Genomic DNA, 16,061 nt, shown 5'->3' on the forward strand with positions numbered 1-16,061 from the left:
GCCTACGTGCCCGGACCGCGCGGTTCCGTCGTGTTCGCCGAGGGCGGCAGGCTCAGACCGCAGCCGTGGCGGCGGCGCGATCGCCGACGCGCTGGCCGACGACCGCGGAGACGCCGTCCTGGCGCATCGAGACGCCGTAGAGCGCGTCGGCGATCTCCATGGTGCGCTTCTGGTGCGTGATCACGAGCAGCTGCGAGCTCGCGCGGAGCTGCTCGAACACCGTGAGCAGGCGTCCCAGGTTCGCGTCGTCGAGGGCCGCCTCGACCTCGTCCAGGATGTAGAACGGGCTGGGGCGTGCCTTGAAGATCGCCACGAGCAGCGCGACGGCCGCGAGCGAGCGCTCACCGCCGGAGAGCAGGGAGAGCCGCTCGATCTTCTTGCCGACCGGACGGACCGCGACCTCGATGCCGGTGTTCAGCAGGTCGTCCGGGTTCGTGAGCGAGATGCTGCCCGCGCCGCCCGGGAACAGCAGCGGGAACACCTCTCCGAACGCCTGCCGGGTGTCCTCGAACGCCGACGCGAAGATCGTCTGCATCCGCTCGTCCAGCTCGGCGATGATCGTCAGCAGATCCTGCCGTGTCTTGGTCAGGTCGGCGAGCTGCTCGGTGAGGAACGCATGCCGCTGCTCCAGCGCCGCGAACTCCTCGAGCGCGAGCGGGTTCACCCGGCCCAGCTGAGCCAGCTTGCGCTCGGCCTCCTGCAGCCGGCGCTGCTGGATGCGGCGATCGTACGGGATGCCCGTCGGTGTCGGATCCTCCTCGGATCCGGCCTCATCGGCGGCCTCGACGAGGTTCGCCGGCTCGGGCGTCAGCGGCACGACGTCGCGCGGCACCAGCTGGTCGGGTCCGTACTCGGCGATGAGGATGTCCTCGTCGAGCGCGAGTTCGGACTGCACGCGCTCGAGCAGGCTCGTGAGGTGGAGCTTCTTCTCGTGGATCTGCAGCTCCAGACCGTGCACGCTCTCGGTGAGGCCGGCGAGGCGCTCGCGGATCGACGCGTCCTGGCGGCGCAGCGCGCTCAGCTCCTCGTTCTGCGCGGACCGCGCCGACTCGGCGGCGGCCAGCGCCAGGCGCGCCTCCGCGACCGAACGGTCGAGCGAGTCCAGGATGCGCGGCAGCTCCGCCGCGACGCCGGATGCGGTCTCACGCTGCGCGCGCCGGATGACGGCGCGCCGGGCCGCCTCCGCCGCGGCCTCCTTCTCGCGCTCGCGCTGGCGCTCCAGCGAGGCGACCCGCGCCTGAGCCGCGCGCACGCGCTCGCGCATGGTCTCCACGCCCAGGCGCGCCTCGACCTCGGCCTCGCGGGCGGCCTCCAGGGCCTCGAGCAGACCGTCGCGCGCAGAGGCGTCGAGCACGGGGCGCGGGGCGGCCTCCGCCTCGGTCAGGGCCTGCTTCGCGGCGTCGGCGTTGGTCTCGGCGTCCGCGACAGCGGACTGCGCCTGGGCGAGCCCCGCCTCCAGGCGCTCGCATTCGGCCACCGCCGACTCGTGCTGCACCGTGACGCGGTTGACCTGCTCGGTGTGCGCAGCCAGCGCGGCGTCGTGCTCGCGCAGCGTGCGCAGCGCATCCCGGGATGCGCGGCGCGCGGTCTCGAGCGTCTCCGCAGCGTCCTCCCGGGCCTCGCGCAGGGAGTCGACGACCACGCGCACCTCGCTGAGCCGGTCGACGGCGGCGTCGCGCTCGGCGATGAGCTCGAGCCGCGACCGCTCACCGCCCGAGCCGGTGTGCAGAGTGTGCGCCGTGAGCACCTCGCCCGCGCGCGTGACGACGGTGAGCGGCACTCCGGCCGCGGCGACGGCGGCGGCGTGCGCCGAGCGGGCCGCGGTCAGGTCCTCCACGATCACCACGTGGGACAGGACGCCGAGGATCCCCGGGGGCGCCGTCACCACGTCGGCCGCCGGCGTCGCGCCGGGGATGCGTGCGTCTGCCACGGCCGATGCCGCGCCCTCCGCGATCACGATGTCGTAGGCGCCGGCCGCGGCGTCGTCCGCCGCGAGGGCGAAGGCGGCAGCCGCGTCCTCGACGAGGACGCCTTCCGCGAGGGGACCGAGCACCGCGGCGATCGCCGCCTCGTAGCCCGGCGTGACCTGCACCGCGTCGCCCACGAGCCCGCGCACCCCGGGCCCGCCCGCCGCGACGATCTCCGCCGCCCCGCCGGTCACCGCGATGGCGCTGCCCAGCGCTGCAGCGCGGGCGGTCAGCGCCTCGGCCTCGCGCTCCGCGGCGTGCAGCCGCTCGCGCAGCTCGCCGAGGGCCGTCTCCGCGGCGACGGCGCGGGCCTGCGCGCGCTCGTACGCCTCGGCGTGCTCCGCCGCGGTGCCCTCGGGCGCCTCGCCCTCCTCGATGCGCTCACGAGCCTCGGCTGCCTCGCGGCGACGCTGATGCGCGGCCTCCAGCGCGTTCTCCTGGCGCAGCACGGCGCCGCGCACCGCGGCCAGCGCGGAAGCAGCCGCCTCGGCCTGCCCGCGCAGAGTGGTCAGCCGCATGTCGTGCGCGGAGACCAGGGCGCTCTGCTCCGCGATGTCGACGTCGAGGGCGTCGAGCTCGGCCCGGGCATTCGCGACCTCGCGCGTCGCCTCGTGCGCGGCATCCTGGGCCCGCCCGATGCCCGAGGAGATCTCCTCCACCTCGGCCTTGGCCTCGTCGATCGTCGCCTGTGTGACGGTGACCGCCGTGACCGCGGCATCCTCTTCCTCGGATCCGAGGAGGGCGAGCCGCTGATTGGCGAGCGTGAACAGGCCGCGCATCCGCTCCTGCACCTGCTCGAGCCCGAACGCCACGCGGCGCGCCTCGTCGACAGCAGCCGAGTTCTGCAGCGCCTCGAGCCGGGCGATCTCGGCGCGGATGCGGTCGCCCTGCTCGCTCAGCACCACGCGCTCGGCGTGCCTTTCGTGCTCGTTGCGGGTGTGATCCGCCAGCGCCGCGCGCAGCGCGACCACGTCGTCCGCGAAGATCCGGGCCTTCGCGTCGCGCACGACGGCCGCGATCGTCTGCGCCTCGCGCGCGATCTCGGCCTGCCGCCCGAGCGGTTTCAGCTGCCGCCGGATCTCCCCCGCCAGATCGCTGAGGCGGGTGAGGTTCGTCTCCATGGCATCGAGCTTGCGGAGGGTCTTCTCCTTGCGCCGCCGATGCTTGAGGATGCCCGCGGCCTCCTCGATGAACCCGCGGCGGTCCTCGGGAGACGCCTGCAGCACCGTGTCCAGGCGCCCCTGACCCACGATGACGTGCATCTCCCGCCCGAGTCCGGAGTCGCTCAGCAGCTCCTGGACGTCGAGCAGTCGGCAGCTCTCGCCGTTGATCGCGTACTCGCTCGAGCCGTTCCGGAACAGCGTGCGGCTGATCGTGACCTCGGCGTACTCGATGGGCAGCGCGCCGTCGCTGTTGTCGATCGTGAGCTGCACCTCCGCGCGACCGAGCGGTCCGCGCGTCGAGGTGCCCGCGAAGATGACGTCCTCCATCTTCCCGCCGCGGAGGGTCTTCGCGCCCTGCTCGCCCATGACCCAGGCCAGCGCATCCACGACGTTGGACTTTCCGGATCCGTTCGGACCGACGATGCAGGTGACTCCGGGCTCGAAGGCGAACGTCGTCGGCTGCGCGAAGGACTTGAACCCCTTGAGGGTCAGGCTCTTCAGGTGCATGGGCACGCGCAAGGGTCGACGAGGATCACGGCGTCTACGCTATCGCCCCTGAGGCCTGCGGAACGTCCGGAAACGCGCGAAGCCCTGGGATTTCCCGGGAACCACGTGCTCGACGTTCCAAGACCCGAGTGATGCACCGACGGTGCCACCCTGCGTTCCGGACTCCGTCGCGGGTCCGCGGAACGCAGGGTGGTCGCCCTCCGTCGTGCATGACCAAGCTATACGGCTTGGTTTGAATCCGCACGTCGACCCGAAGGGCCCGCCAGTACGCTGTGAGGTGCACCGCATCCACGCCGAGGAGGGCCCATGACGCACGTCGTCGACTTCGTGAACGTCGAGACCACCGGCCTGGAATCCTCCCCCGTCGCCGATGCGCTCGCGGGCCTGCGTGCGAACGAGGCGCGCTACTTCAGGAACAAGTACGACCACGTGTTCGCCGTCGAGGCGGCACAGGAGAACCCTGCGGCCCTGGAGCGGGTGACCCGGATCCTCCACGAGGAGCGCGGGATCGCGATCTCCAGCAAGCCCCTCGAGGTCAGCGACTTCGAGGTCGACGGGATCCGCATGACCTACGTGTTCTACGAGTCGGGTCTCTCGATCAACGTCATGTACACGCTGGCGGAAGGCGGCAAGCGCGCCGTCGGCTTCAAGCTCTCCCAGGGCATGGACGTTCCCGACGAGCTGTCGGCGTTCAGGTTCGCGCGGCAGCGCTCGAAGCTCGCGGGCGAGATCCGGGGTTCCTATTTCGTCATCAAGGGCGAGTACTGATCGCATCGATGCCGCCGCGCGCGGTTTGCGCGAAACGCCCGGGGTCCAGGGATTTCTGAGTGTCGGCTTGACGCTTCCTATGAGCCTGGGCTAGCGTGACAACTCCGAGCCGAGAAAGGAGGTTGCCGAGATGATGACCAACCGCATTGCATTCACCCCATTCCGTGGGATCGATGCGTCTCCGGCGACTTCCGTCGGCGTCTGCGCGCGTCTCGCCGCGTAGCGGGCGCACTCTCCCTCGCCCCGGCCTGAGGCCGGCCTGACGCTTCGGCGTCCGCGATCCGATCCGCGCTCCCGCGACGATCGTCGATCGCCTGCCCGATCCCGGACATCCCGTCCCGGATCCGTCTCCCCCACCCGTGACATGCCACGGCGCCCTACCGGGCGACCGCGTCGTGGAGCGAAACCGCCTTTCCGGCACGACCAACGAAAGCGAATCACCGTGAACACCGCATTGCACGCTTCGCCTCCCACCGAGTCGACGCACCGCGTTCCCTCCGAGCGCGACCTGTCCATCCAGCTCCCCCGCGAGGAGGAGCTCCGCAACCTGTCGCTGGCCCAGCGCGTGGCGCTGCGCGTCGCCCTGCACCTGATCGTGCGGACGCGCCCGCTCACGCGCACCCCGGCCCAGCAGGCCCGGCGCGACGCCGACCGCCTCCGCGTGCTCGAGGAGTACGAGGCGAACCGCCTCGCCCAGACCGCGATGCGGCAGGTGCTCTGATGATCCAGGCACCCGCCCAGGACCCGGTCATCCCCCTGCCCTCCGGCGCCGCCCTGCGTCCGCTCGTGCTCCCCGCACGGGCGGACGCGGGGGCGCCGGGGGCGTTCCGCGACTACGCCGAGACCCGCAACCGCTGCCTGGCCGAGGCGTCCGGTCGCGACGACGACGACTTCACACCGGACGAGCTGCTGCCGCTCCTCACGTCCGATGAGCACACCCATCGCCGCCAATGGCGGATCACCGCGGCAGACGAGACGGTCGGCGTGGCGCTGCTGAACGTGCTGCACGACAGCGGCGGGACCACCGCCGTCAGCGCGATCAGCGTCGTGCGGGCCTGGCAGCGCAGAGGGCTGGCGACCGCGGTCGCCGCTCATCTCGAGAACCTGGCGCGCTCCGAGGGCGTGCGCACCCTGCAGGTGTGGACGGAGCACCTGCCCTCCGACGACGCGAGACTGAGCCCGCCCACCGGCTTCGGGACGGTTCCTCACGACCACACCGCACGCTTCCTGCTCGCGCAGGGGTGGACGCTGGAGCAGGTCGACCGCGTCAGCGAGTACCGCTGGGGCGACGAGGCGCGCCTGCAGGAACTGCGTGCGCAGGCCGCAGCGGCCGCATCCGGGTACCGCGTGGTGCAGTGGCTGCTGCCGACGCCGGACGAACGGCTCGAGGGCTACGCCTGGATGAAATCGCGCATGTCCACCGATGTGCCCGATGCGGGCATGGGCTCCCCCGAGGAGACCTGGGACGCCGACCGGGTGCGCGAGCACGACACCCGCTGGCTCGCCATGGGCAGCACGGTCCAGGTGACCGCGGCCGAGCACATCGCGACGGGCGAGCTGTGCGCCTACAACGAGCTCTCGCTCAAGGGCGCGCTCGACAGCGTCACGCATCAGAACGACACCTTCGTGCTCGCCGCGCACCGCGGTCACCGGCTCGGGCTGCTCGTGAAGACGGCGGGCCTGCTCGCCTGGCACGAGCGGTTCCCGCGATCGGCCCGCGTCGTGACCTACAACGCCGAGGAGAACCGTCCGATGCTCTCGATCAACGAGGAGATCGGCTTCGCACCGATCGCCTATGGCGGGGCGTGGAAGAAGGAGCTGAGCTCCTGAGTCGTCGTGCGCCGGGCTCCGCGAATCATCCCGGAGGATGACGGCGCGTCCGGATCCTCACTCCCGCGGCCGATGATCCCGGGGCTCGGGGCGCGCAGGCTGGAGGCATGAACTCACCCGTCCTGCACGCTCACGGTCTCGTCAAGTCGTTCGGATCCACCCGCGCCCTCGCCGGCATCGACCTGGAGGTCGCCTCCGGGGAGTCGGTCGCGATCATGGGCGCGTCCGGATCCGGGAAGACCACGCTGCTGCATGTGCTGGCGGGGATCACCCGACCCGATGCGGGCCGGGTGATCTTCACGCCGGCCGTCGGCACACCCGTCGAGGTGAGCGCGCTGGGCGAGGGCGCGCGCTCGCGGTTGCGCCGGGAGTCGTTCGGGTTCGTGTTCCAGCAGGGGCTGCTGATCCCCGAGCTCACCGCGATCGAGAACGTGGCCCTCGCCGCGATGATCACGGGCGTCTCCCGTGCGGAGGCGACGCAGCGCGCCGCCCGATGGCTGGCCGCTCTCGGCCTGCAGGGCATGGAGGACCGCCGCATCGGAGAGCTCTCCGGCGGACAGGCGCAGCGCGTGGCGATCGCTCGCGCCCAGATCACCGGTGCCGGCGTCGTCTTCGCGGACGAGCCCACCGGCGCACTCGATTCCACCACGTCGTCCGAGGTCATGGATGCGCTGCTCTGGTCGACCACCGGGCAGGGGCGCACGCTCGTCGTCGTGACGCACGACCCGCAGGTGGCCGCCCGCTGCTCCCGGACGATCGCCGTGCGCGACGGCCGGGTGCAGGGCGCGGGGGTGACCGCGTGAACGCCGCCACCCTGCGGCTGCTGCTGCGCCCGACCCGCGCCTCCGCCGGCGTCGTGGTGATACCGGCCATCGCGTTCGCCGTCGTCTCGGCACTCGTGCTGACGGTGGTCGGCGGTGCACAGGCGTTCTGGCGCTGGACCGACGAGTACGCCGGGATCTACCAGGTGCTCGCCGCGGTCGCCCTCGTCCTCCTGGTGCTGCCGCTGGCCGCGCTCGGCGGCGCCGCAGCCCGGCTCTCCGCGCGCCGGCGGGATGAACGGCTCTCCACGCTGCGGCTGCTGGGCGTCACCGGGGTCGGGGTGGGAACGGTCGCGGTGGTCGAGTCCACGCTGATCGCCGCGGCGGGGGTCGCCGGCGGCGTCGTGCTCCACCTCGGGCTCGCCCCGCTCGTCGGCCTCATCCCCTTCCGCGGCGCGCCGCTCGGCTCGGCCGTGCTGCTCCCGCCCGCCGCGATCGCGGGGATCGCCCTGGCGACGGTGCTGCTCGCCACGGCCAGCGCCGTGGTGGGGCTGCGACGTGTGGTGATCTCGCCGCTCGGGGTGCGCACCAGGACGACCCCGCCGGCGCCGCACTGGCTGCGGGCGGTCATCGCGATCGCGACGATCGCGGTGGGTTTCCTCGCGGGGCGGGTCGTGCCGGGTATCGGCGGGGCGATCGCGCTGACGACGGGCCTCGTCGCGATCTTCGGCGCAGGCCTGCTGGTGCTGAACCTCGTCGGCCCGTGGGTGCTGAAGCTCGGCGCGGGTCTGCAGTTGCGCCGGGCGAAGACCCCCAGCCGGCTGCTCGCGGCGCGCATCGTGCAGGACGACCCGAAGGGCGCGTGGCGCCAGGTGAGCGGCGTGGCGATGTCGAGCTTCATGGCGGTGTTCGCCGGCACCGGCGTCGCGCTGATGGACGTGCTGTCGGCGAGCGACCCGGGTGCGCAGGACCTGGCGCTGCTGACCGACATGCGCACCGGGCTCGTCATCACCCTGGTGGGCTCGTTCCTCATGGTGGCGTGCTCGGTCGCCGTGACCCAGGCCTCGGAGATCCTCGACCAGCGGCCCCTGCACCGCAGTCTGCACTGGCTCGGCATGCCGGCCGACACCGTGGATTCCGCCCGCCGCCGCGCGGTCATGTCGCCTCTGCTGATCGTGTCGCTCGGCTCCGCGCTCTGCGCCGCGGTGCTCATCCTGCCGCTGCTCGGCATCACCCTGCTCACCGCCCCGCTGTCGATCGTGACGATCGCGGCCGTGTTGGGAGCCGGCATCGCCCTCGTCTGGCTTGCGACGCGCGTCACGCGTCCGCTGCTGATGCGGGCGTTCGCCGGCTGAGCCGCGGGTTGCGGTCGCGCGGGATGCGGTCGTCACCGACGCTCGCCGCGGCGGCGCCGCGATCTCGGCGGACGGCTCGGACTCGGGTGAAGCTCAGATGCGCGCGGCGAGCGTGCGCTCCAGGTCATCGCGCCCCGCCGGCGTCATGATCCCGCGCAGGAAGATCCGCAGCAGATCGTCGACGCGGTGCGACAGATCCGCACGCTTCGCGAGCACGTGCGAGACCAGCTGGGTGCCGGTGAACGACGCCACCAGGACCCGCGCGGCGTCATCCGCGACGACGTCCGGAAGGACATCACCCGCCTGCCGAGCGCGGGCGATGAGGTCGGTCATGACCGCGATCCACCCTGCGTAGGGGTCGGTCGGACCGTCTTCGAAGGCGAGCTCCATCGTGAGCCGGATGCCGCCGCGCACGAGCGGATCCTCCACAAGCTGACCGGCGAGGCCATGGCACATCATGACGAGGCGCTCGAGCGGCCCGGCCCCGGTGCCGAGCGCCGCCTCCACGAGGCCGCTCGAGGCGCGGTGCTGCTCGGCGATGACCGCGTCCGCGATCTCCCGCTTCGTCGCGAACTGGAAGTACATGGCGCCGCGGGACACCCCGGAACGACGCTCGATCGTCGAGAGGCTGGCGGCGGCGTAGCCGACCTCGTCGAACAGCGCGGCGGCTCCGCGAAGGAGCTGCTCGCGCTTGGCGATCGCCCGCGCCTGCACCACCGGGCGACCGTGATCCGCGGCCAACGGCACCTGTGCTGCGACCATGGCGATCTCCTTCTGGGTTCGTCCCCCCGTGCGCGTTCCAGCCTACGGCGACGCGCCCGGTCGCCTGCTTCCGGGAATGCAGACGCGCGGCTCAGCGCCTCCGCTGGCACCTCGGGCAGTAGTGGCTGGACCGGTTCATGAACGAGACCCGCACGATCGGGCCGCCGCAGCGCGGGCACGGCAGCCCCGTCCGCCCGTACGCGTTCAGCGAGTGCGCGAAATAGCCGGCCTCGCCGTTCACGTTCACGTACTGCGCGTCGAAGCTCGTCCCACCTTCCGCGAGGGCCTTCGCCAGCACGGCGCGCACCTCGGCGAGGAGGCGGTTCACCGCCACGGTCGACAGCGCGGACGCGGGCGTCTCGGGATGGATCCGGGCGGCCCACAAGGACTCATCGGCGTAGATGTTGCCGACGCCGCTGATGAGGGTCTGATCCAGCAGCACGCGCTTGATCGCGCTGGACCGAGTGCGCAGCGCGTCGCGGAAGACCCGGCTCTGGAAGGCGTCGTCCATAGGGTCCCGCGCGATGTGCGCGACCTGTGACGGGAGGAAGGGCTCGGTGCTCCCCCAACCCGCCGCCCGTCCGTCGGCCGTCGGCACGAGCTCGTCCACGGCGAGCGAGCCGAAGGTGCGCTGATCGGCGAACACCACGGCCAGTTCCCCGTGATCTGGGTGCTCGATGAAGATCCGGATCCGCTCGTGCCGTTCCGCCTCGGCATCCGGCCGGCGCAGCAGCAGCTGGCCGGACATGCCCAGGTGCCCGACGACCGCAGTGCGCGCATCGCCCCCGGCAGCAGCGATCGGCATCCACAGGAACTTCCCTCGGCGCGCCACCGTCGTCACCGCGGATCCCTCGAGGCGCGCGACGAAGTCGGCGGCGCCCGCGGCGTGCCGGGTGAGTGCTCGCTCGTCGTGCACGTCGACCGCGACGATGCGCGCTCCGGTCATCGCCGGAGCGAGGCCGGCGCGGACGACCTCGACCTCGGGCAGCTCAGGCACGGTCGCTGAGCGCCTGCCACGCCGCCAGGGCGGCGGCCATCTCGGCGGTCTTCTTGCTCGTGCCGGTGCCGGTCGTGGCGACGTCGCCCACGGTCACCGTCGCGGTGAAACGCCGGTCATGGTCGGGGCCGGTCGAGGCGACCAGGTAGACCGGCGCGCTGAGTCCGTGGCGTGCGGAGAGCTCCTGCAGCGCCGTCTTGGGATCCATGGCGGCGCCGTACCGCTCGGGGTCGGCGAGGAGCGGCTCGATGAGACGCAGCACGAGCGACGTGGCCGCCTCGGGCCCGGCGGAGAGGTAGGTGGCGCCGAAGACGGCCTCCATGGTGTCCGCGAGGATCGAGTCCTTGTCGCGGCCACCCGTGCGCTCCTCGCCGTTGCCGAGGAGGATGTGCGCGCCCAGGCCGATGCCGCGGGCGACCTCCGCGAGGGCGACGGTGGACACCACGCTCGCACGGCGCTTCGCCAGCGATCCCTCGTCGAGGTCCGGGTGCGTCGTGTACAGCATGACGGTCACGGCCTGCCCGAGCACGGAGTCGCCGAGGAACTCCAAGCGCTCGTTGTGCGGGATCCCGCCGTTCTCGTACGCGTACGAGCGATGCGTGAGCGCACGCTGAAGCAGCTCGGGGTCGATGTCGACTCCGAGCTGCTCAGAAAGTGGGTGCGTCCGTTCCCTGAACCCGCCAGTGGCCGGCGTGGGGACTTCTGCCATGATCGACGGATCGATCAGACGTCGGCGACCTTGCGGCCCTTGTACTCGAGGAACAGCTCGGTGCCCTGCGAGTCGGTGACGACCTTCGCCTGGTGCGGACGGCTGTAGACGACCTTGCCGTTCTCGATGGTCTTGACGAGGGCGGGAGCCTCGGCCTTCCACTGCGCGCGACGCGAGCGGGTGTTGGAACGGGAGACCTTGCGCTTCGGGGGGTTACCGGCCATGGTTGCTTACCTTCTGTGTTCTGGGCGCGCAGCTATTCCGCTGCGTTTCCGTGGTCTTTGATCTGCTGGAGCGCGGCCCATCGAGGATCGACAGGAGCGACCTGCTCTTTCCCGGCGCTTCCGGTCAGCCGCTCGCCGGTCTCGGGGTCGAGACCAGGGCAATCCGGCTGACACACCGGCTGAAACGGGAGCGACAGTACGACCGCGTCCCTGACCAGAGTTTCAAGATCCACGTGGTCGTCTTGAACCTCGAAGTCGTTCGCTTCCTCTCCAGGGTACGCGAAAAGCTCCTGAAACTCGACTTCGACAGGCGCGTCGATCGGATTCAGGCATCGCCCGCACTCTCCGCGGTACGTGGAATCGACCTCTCCGGTGACGAGGATGCCCTCGTGCACCGACTCCAGGCGGACGTCGATGTCGAGCTCCTCGCCCTCCTCGACGGAGACGAGGCCCTCGCCCCAGCGCTCGCTCAGAGGGATCGTGAGATGGTGCTCGCGCATCTCGCCGGGTCGCCGAACGATGTCGCGCACGGGCAGCACGAACGGTCCATTGCGTCGGGTCTTCACGGATCCATTCTACCGGGAGGACGCCGGGCAGGGCCGGGCGGGGCATCCGGCCGCGGGCCGGGCCCTTCGACAGGGACTGGGACCGGGACCGGGCTCAGGGGCCGTGCCCTTCGACAGGCTCAGGGACCGGGTCAGATGCCGCGCGCGCCGGTGTCCAGGAACCGGGCCACGGCGGGCGGGACGAACGGCGACACATCGCCGCCGAGAGCCGCGACCTGACGGACGAGAGAGCTGGAGACGAGCGCGTGCGCCGGATCCGGCAGCAGGAACACGGTCTCGATGTCCGCCAAGTGCCGGTTCACGATCGCCATCGGCGACTCGTACGCCACGTCCACCTGCGAGCGGATGCCCTTGACCAGCACCCCCGCATTCACGTCACGGGCATAGTCGACGAGCAGACCCATGCTCCAGGATCCGACGATGACGGACCCCGCCACCCCCGCCTCGGCGATCGACTCCTCGAGCAGCGCGAGACGCTGAGCCACGGGCAGCATGGCCTGCTTGTCCGGGTTGTGCACGACGAGCACGTGCAGTTCGTCGTACAGCGCCGCGGCACGGCGGATGACGTCGAGGTGGCCGAGGGTCGGCGGGTCGAAGGAACCGGGGACGACGGCGACCCGAGCGCTCACTTCGTCTCCTCACGTCGCTCAGTGCGGGGCATGCCTTCAGCCTAACGGCGCGGATCCCAGAGCGAGCTGACCGCTCTTCGACAGGCTCAGTGACCGGCTTCGACGGGAACAGGGACCAGACGCTCAGTTCTTGGCCAGGGCCGCGCGGTCCTCGATGCTCAGCCGCTGCGCCATGGCCTCGCGGAGACCCTCGTGCCGCTCCAGCGCGGGGTCCGCCTCGATGATCTCCTCGGCGATCGCCCTGGCCTGCGCGATGAGGTCCGCGTCCTTGATGACGCGCAGCAGCTTCAGCGACGACTTCGCGCCCGACTGCCGGGCACCCAGCACATCGCCCTCGCCGCGCAGGTCGAGGTCGACCTCGGCCAGCACGAAGCCGTCGAGGGTCGCGGCGACGGCGTCGACGCGGTCGCGCGCGGGCGTGCCCTGCTCGGCCTCGGTGACCAGCAGACACAGCCCGGGCACGCCGCCGCGGCCGATGCGACCGCGGAGCTGGTGCAGCTGGGAGACGCCGAAGCGGTCCGCCTCGAGCACGATCATGGTGGACGCGTTCGGCACGTCGACGCCGACCTCGATCACCGTCGTGGCGACGAGCAGGTCGATCTCACCGCGCGCGAAGGACTGCATGATGGCGTCCTTCTCATCCGCCGCCATGCGCCCGTGCAGTCCCGCGATCCGCATCGTGCCGAGCTTCGGATGCGTCGCGAGGGCGGCGAGCAGCTGCACCACGCCCCAGCGCGGGCCCCGGCTCTCCTCCTCCTCATCGGCGAAGTGCTCCTGATCCGCCTCCTCTGCACCGCTCTCGGTGTCGATCGCCGCGCACACGGCGAACACCTGGCGCCCCTTCTCGATCTCCTCCGCGGCGCGCTCCCAGACCCGCGCGAACCAGCCGGGGTGATCGGCGAGCGGGGCGACGTACGTCTCGATGCCGGCGCGCCCGCTCGGCATCGTGCGGATCACCGACGTGTCCAGGTCGCCGAACACGGTCATCGCCACGGTGCGCGGGATCGGCGTCGCGGTGAGCACGAGCGCGTGCGGGCTGGTGCCCTTGGCCCGCAGCGCCTCGCGCTGCTCCACGCCGAAACGGTGCTGCTCGTCGACCACGACGAGCCCGAGGTCGGCGAAGGTCGTCTTGTCGCTGAGCAGCGCGTGCGTCCCGACGACGATGAGCGCCTGTCCCGCGGCGACGCGGAGCGCGGCCTTGCGCCGCTCCGACGCCGACATCTGGCCGGTGAGCAGGGTCGGCATCACCAGCGGGGCGAGCTGCGGGCCGAGCATCCTCGTGATGGATCGCAGGTGCTGAGCGGCGAGCACCTCGGTCGGCGCGATGAGGGCGGCCTGCCCGCCCGACTCGGCGACCTGCAGCATCGCACGCAGCGCCACGAGCGTCTTCCCGGATCCGACCTCGCCCTGGACCAGACGGTTCATGGGCGCGCCGCCGACGAGATCGGCCGCGATCGTCTCGCCCACGGCGCGCTGATCGGCGGTGAGCTCGAACGGAAGCGCCGCGTCGAAGCGCGCGAGCAGGCCGCCGGGCTTCGCCGGGCGCGCTGTCGCGTCGAGCATGCGCACGAGGTAGCGCTGCTGCATGAGCGCCGTCTGCAGGGTCAGCGCCTCGTGCATCCGCAGGGTGCGGATGGCGGGCGGGATCTCGTCCTTGTTGCTGGGCCGGTGGATCCGCTCCAGGGCCGTGCGGGCGTCGAGCAGCCCCTCGCTGCGGCGGACGTCCTCCGGCACGGGATCCGGCACGGGTCCGAGGCCGTCCAGCACCGTGCCGACCATCTTCTCGATCTGCCACGTCGTGAGCGCCGCGGTGGCGGGGTAGATCGGCAGCGGCGTGGAGACGAGGACGTCGGCCTGGGTGCGCGCGCGCAGCTCGTCGTCGAACATCTCGTACTGCGGATGCGCGAACTGGGTGACGCCGCGGTAGTCGCCCACCTTGCCGGTGAAGACGCCGCGCCGTCCGACCCGCAGCTCCTTCTCCCGCCACTCCAATTGGCCGCGGTACTTGGCGAAGAACGTCAGCACCATCCGGCCGACGCCGTCGCCGATGTCGACGGTCATCATCGCGCCGCGGCGGTTCTTCATGTCGCGCACGTCGACCTTCATCACCTCGGCGACGATCGTGACCGTCTCCCCCTTCGGGAGGTCCAGGATCGGGGTGAGCTCGCCGCGGTTGGCGTATCGGCGCGGGTAATGCGTGAGCAGATCGGCGACCGTGGTCATCCCGAACGCCTTCTGCAGCGTTTTCGCATTGCCGTCGCCGACCGCCACGGCGAGCGGCGAGTCGAGACGGAGCGGCATGCTGAGAGTCTAAAGCGGGGCGAGGACACCGTTCCGCGGCCGGCCCGCCTGCGCAGAAGGCGAGTCAGGCCTCCTGGAGGAACGCCAGCGCCGCCTCGCGGAACGCCTTCGCCCCCGGGGCGTTGAAATGGTGCCGGCCGGGGATCTCGAAGAAGCGTCCCTGCGGGGTGGCCTCCGCGAGCCGCACGGAGCCGGCGATCACGGCGTCCTCGGATCCGGTCGCGAACAGCACCGGCTGCGACGGGGCGCTCGCGGGATCCGGATCCATCGACCCGGACTCCCGCATGCCCTGCGCGAGGGCGATCAGCGCCCGCAGGTCGTTGCCGGGCACTCGCTCGGTGAGGGCGATGTAGTTCTGCGTGACGCGGTCGGTGACGGGCGTGCCGTCGTCGATGAAGCGGCGCACCTGGCCCAGGTCGAGCCGGCCGAGCGGGATCCCGTCGGGCACGCCGCCGAGCACCGCCCGCGGGATCCGGTCGCCGAGGTCTTGGAGCACCTGCCAGCCCACCCGGGCACCGAGCGAGTAGCCCACGTAGAACGCGTCGTCGACGAGGTAGGTGTCGAGCACCTGCTCGACGTCGGACGCCAGGGTGCGCACGTTGTAGCCGGTCGCCTCGTGCGGCTTCTCGCTCGCCCCGTGCCCGCGCTGGTCGACGCCGAGCACGCCGTACCCGGCCTGCTGCAGCATCCGGATCCACCCGGTGAGCACCCAGTTGTCGCGCGTGCTGGAGGCGAAGCCGTGCACGAGCAGCACGACGGGGCCGTCGAGATCTCCCCACACGTAGGTGGCGAGGGCGACCCCCTCCCCCGCCTCGATGAACTGCGGCTGCGGCATACGGGTCAGATCGGCGAGGCTCTCGGGCACGGTTCTATCCTGCTCCCCTTTCGCACGCACACGGCGAATGAGTCGCGGCGCATAGGGTGAACGGGTGACGAGAATCATCGCGGGCTCAGCGGGCGGCACCCGCCTGGACGTCCCCGGTCAGGGCACGCGGCCCACGAGCGACCGGGTGCGCGAGTCGCTGTTCGGCGCGCTCGAGTCGATGGATGCGATCGAGGGCTCGCGCGTGCTCGACCTGTACGCGGGGTCCGGAGCGCTCGGGCTCGAAGCACTCAGCAGGGGCGCGCGGAGCGCCGTGCTCGTCGAGCGCGGACGCCCGGCCGCCGCCATCATCCGCCGCAACGCCGCCGCGGTGCGGAAGGCGCTCGGCTCGGCACCCGTTCCTGATGCACCGGAGCGCGAGGCGGTCGTCGTCGAGAGCACCGTGCTCGCCTACCTCGGCCGGGCGTCGGGCCCCTTCGACCTCGTCTTCACCGACCCGCCGTACGACCTCTCCGACGCGGAGATGACCTCCGACCTCGTCGCGCTCGCGCCGCTGCTGTCCTCGGACGCCGTCGTGGTGATCGAGCGCGCGCGACGGGCGAGCGCCCCGGATCTCGACGCCGCCGGGCTGAGACTGCTCCGCGAGCGCTCCTACGGGGACACGGCGCTGTGGTGGGCGGAGCCGGCCCCGCGCTGAGC

15 protein-coding genes are annotated in these 16,061 nt (G+C 71.8%); 6 read left to right on the forward strand and 9 right to left on the reverse strand.

The window, feature by feature from the left end:
- Nucleotides 1-52 precede the first annotated feature (52 nt).
- Nucleotides 53-3,637 carry a chromosome segregation protein SMC gene (gene smc, locus AERO9AM_RS09870; protein WP_159577477.1) on the reverse strand — a complete coding sequence of 1,195 codons (3,585 nt, stop codon included), beginning with the start codon at nucleotides 3,635-3,637 and terminating at the stop codon, nucleotides 53-55.
- Between the two features lie 306 nt (nucleotides 3,638-3,943).
- Here smc and AERO9AM_RS09875 point away from each other — a divergent pair, with 306 nt between their 5' ends.
- The 5 genes from AERO9AM_RS09875 to AERO9AM_RS09895 all read left to right on the forward strand — a co-directional run bounded on the left by AERO9AM_RS09875 (nucleotide 3,944) and on the right by AERO9AM_RS09895 (nucleotide 8,351).
- The gene (locus AERO9AM_RS09875; RefSeq protein ID WP_159575979.1) at nucleotides 3,944-4,405 is read left to right on the forward strand and encodes a phage tail protein; all 462 of its coding nucleotides are present in this window, start codon (nucleotides 3,944-3,946) and stop codon (nucleotides 4,403-4,405) included.
- A 442-nt stretch (nucleotides 4,406-4,847) separates the two neighbouring features.
- Nucleotides 4,848-5,126 (forward strand): hypothetical protein, encoded by a 279-nt coding sequence (locus AERO9AM_RS09880; protein ID WP_159575980.1) that lies wholly within the window; start codon nucleotides 4,848-4,850, stop codon nucleotides 5,124-5,126.
- On the forward strand, nucleotides 5,126-6,235 hold the full coding sequence (locus AERO9AM_RS09885) for a GNAT family N-acetyltransferase (RefSeq protein WP_159575981.1): 1,110 nt from the start codon (nucleotides 5,126-5,128) through the stop codon (nucleotides 6,233-6,235). Before AERO9AM_RS09880 ends, AERO9AM_RS09885 begins: the two co-directional genes overlap by 1 nt.
- Before the next feature lie 107 nt (nucleotides 6,236-6,342).
- Complete coding sequence (locus AERO9AM_RS09890; protein WP_159575982.1) at nucleotides 6,343-7,038, forward strand: ABC transporter ATP-binding protein; 696 nt, start codon at nucleotides 6,343-6,345, stop codon at nucleotides 7,036-7,038.
- Nucleotides 7,035-8,351 (forward strand): permease, encoded by a 1,317-nt coding sequence (locus AERO9AM_RS09895; protein WP_159575983.1) that lies wholly within the window; start codon nucleotides 7,035-7,037, stop codon nucleotides 8,349-8,351. Before AERO9AM_RS09890 ends, AERO9AM_RS09895 begins: the two co-directional genes overlap by 4 nt.
- A gap of 93 nt (nucleotides 8,352-8,444) precedes the next feature.
- Here the strand turns inward: AERO9AM_RS09895 and AERO9AM_RS09900 are convergent, their stop codons facing one another.
- The 8 genes from AERO9AM_RS09900 to AERO9AM_RS09935 all read right to left on the reverse strand — a co-directional run bounded on the left by AERO9AM_RS09900 (nucleotide 8,445) and on the right by AERO9AM_RS09935 (nucleotide 15,374).
- Complete coding sequence (locus AERO9AM_RS09900; RefSeq protein ID WP_159575984.1) at nucleotides 8,445-9,113, reverse strand: ScbR family autoregulator-binding transcription factor; 669 nt, start codon at nucleotides 9,111-9,113, stop codon at nucleotides 8,445-8,447.
- Between the two features lie 91 nt (nucleotides 9,114-9,204).
- Nucleotides 9,205-10,110 (reverse strand): bifunctional DNA-formamidopyrimidine glycosylase/DNA-(apurinic or apyrimidinic site) lyase, encoded by a 906-nt coding sequence (gene mutM, locus AERO9AM_RS09905; RefSeq protein WP_159575985.1) that lies wholly within the window; start codon nucleotides 10,108-10,110, stop codon nucleotides 9,205-9,207.
- Nucleotides 10,103-10,819: a ribonuclease III gene (gene rnc / locus AERO9AM_RS09910; protein WP_159575986.1), complete on the reverse strand. Its 717-nt coding sequence runs from the start codon at nucleotides 10,817-10,819 to the stop codon at nucleotides 10,103-10,105. The genes mutM and rnc overlap by 8 nt, the downstream gene beginning before the upstream one ends.
- Nucleotides 10,820-10,833: 14 nt before the next feature.
- A complete protein-coding gene (gene rpmF / locus AERO9AM_RS09915; RefSeq protein ID WP_013586329.1) occupies nucleotides 10,834-11,043 on the reverse strand; it encodes a 50S ribosomal protein L32 in 210 nt (69 codons plus the stop codon).
- Between the two features lie 32 nt (nucleotides 11,044-11,075).
- Nucleotides 11,076-11,543, reverse strand: coding sequence for a YceD family protein (locus tag AERO9AM_RS09920; RefSeq protein ID WP_159577478.1), 468 nt, complete (start codon nucleotides 11,541-11,543; stop codon nucleotides 11,076-11,078).
- Nucleotides 11,544-11,740: 197 nt separating this feature from the next.
- The gene (gene coaD, locus AERO9AM_RS09925) at nucleotides 11,741-12,238 is read right to left on the reverse strand and encodes a pantetheine-phosphate adenylyltransferase (RefSeq protein ID WP_159575987.1); all 498 of its coding nucleotides are present in this window, start codon (nucleotides 12,236-12,238) and stop codon (nucleotides 11,741-11,743) included.
- Nucleotides 12,239-12,361: 123 nt separating this feature from the next.
- On the reverse strand, nucleotides 12,362-14,539 hold the full coding sequence (locus tag AERO9AM_RS09930; protein ID WP_159575988.1) for an ATP-dependent DNA helicase RecG: 2,178 nt from the start codon (nucleotides 14,537-14,539) through the stop codon (nucleotides 12,362-12,364).
- A 64-nt stretch (nucleotides 14,540-14,603) separates the two neighbouring features.
- A complete protein-coding gene (locus AERO9AM_RS09935; protein WP_159577479.1) occupies nucleotides 14,604-15,374 on the reverse strand; it encodes an alpha/beta fold hydrolase in 771 nt (256 codons plus the stop codon).
- Nucleotides 15,375-15,468: 94 nt separating this feature from the next.
- Between AERO9AM_RS09935 and rsmD the strand changes: the two genes are divergently transcribed.
- Complete coding sequence (rsmD, locus tag AERO9AM_RS09940) at nucleotides 15,469-16,059, forward strand: 16S rRNA (guanine(966)-N(2))-methyltransferase RsmD (RefSeq protein ID WP_159575989.1); 591 nt, start codon at nucleotides 15,469-15,471, stop codon at nucleotides 16,057-16,059.
- Nucleotides 16,060-16,061: the final 2 nt, after the last annotated feature.

The organism is Microbacterium sp. 8M, from assembly GCF_902506375.1.
GTDB lineage: Bacteria > Actinomycetota > Actinomycetes > Actinomycetales > Microbacteriaceae > Microbacterium.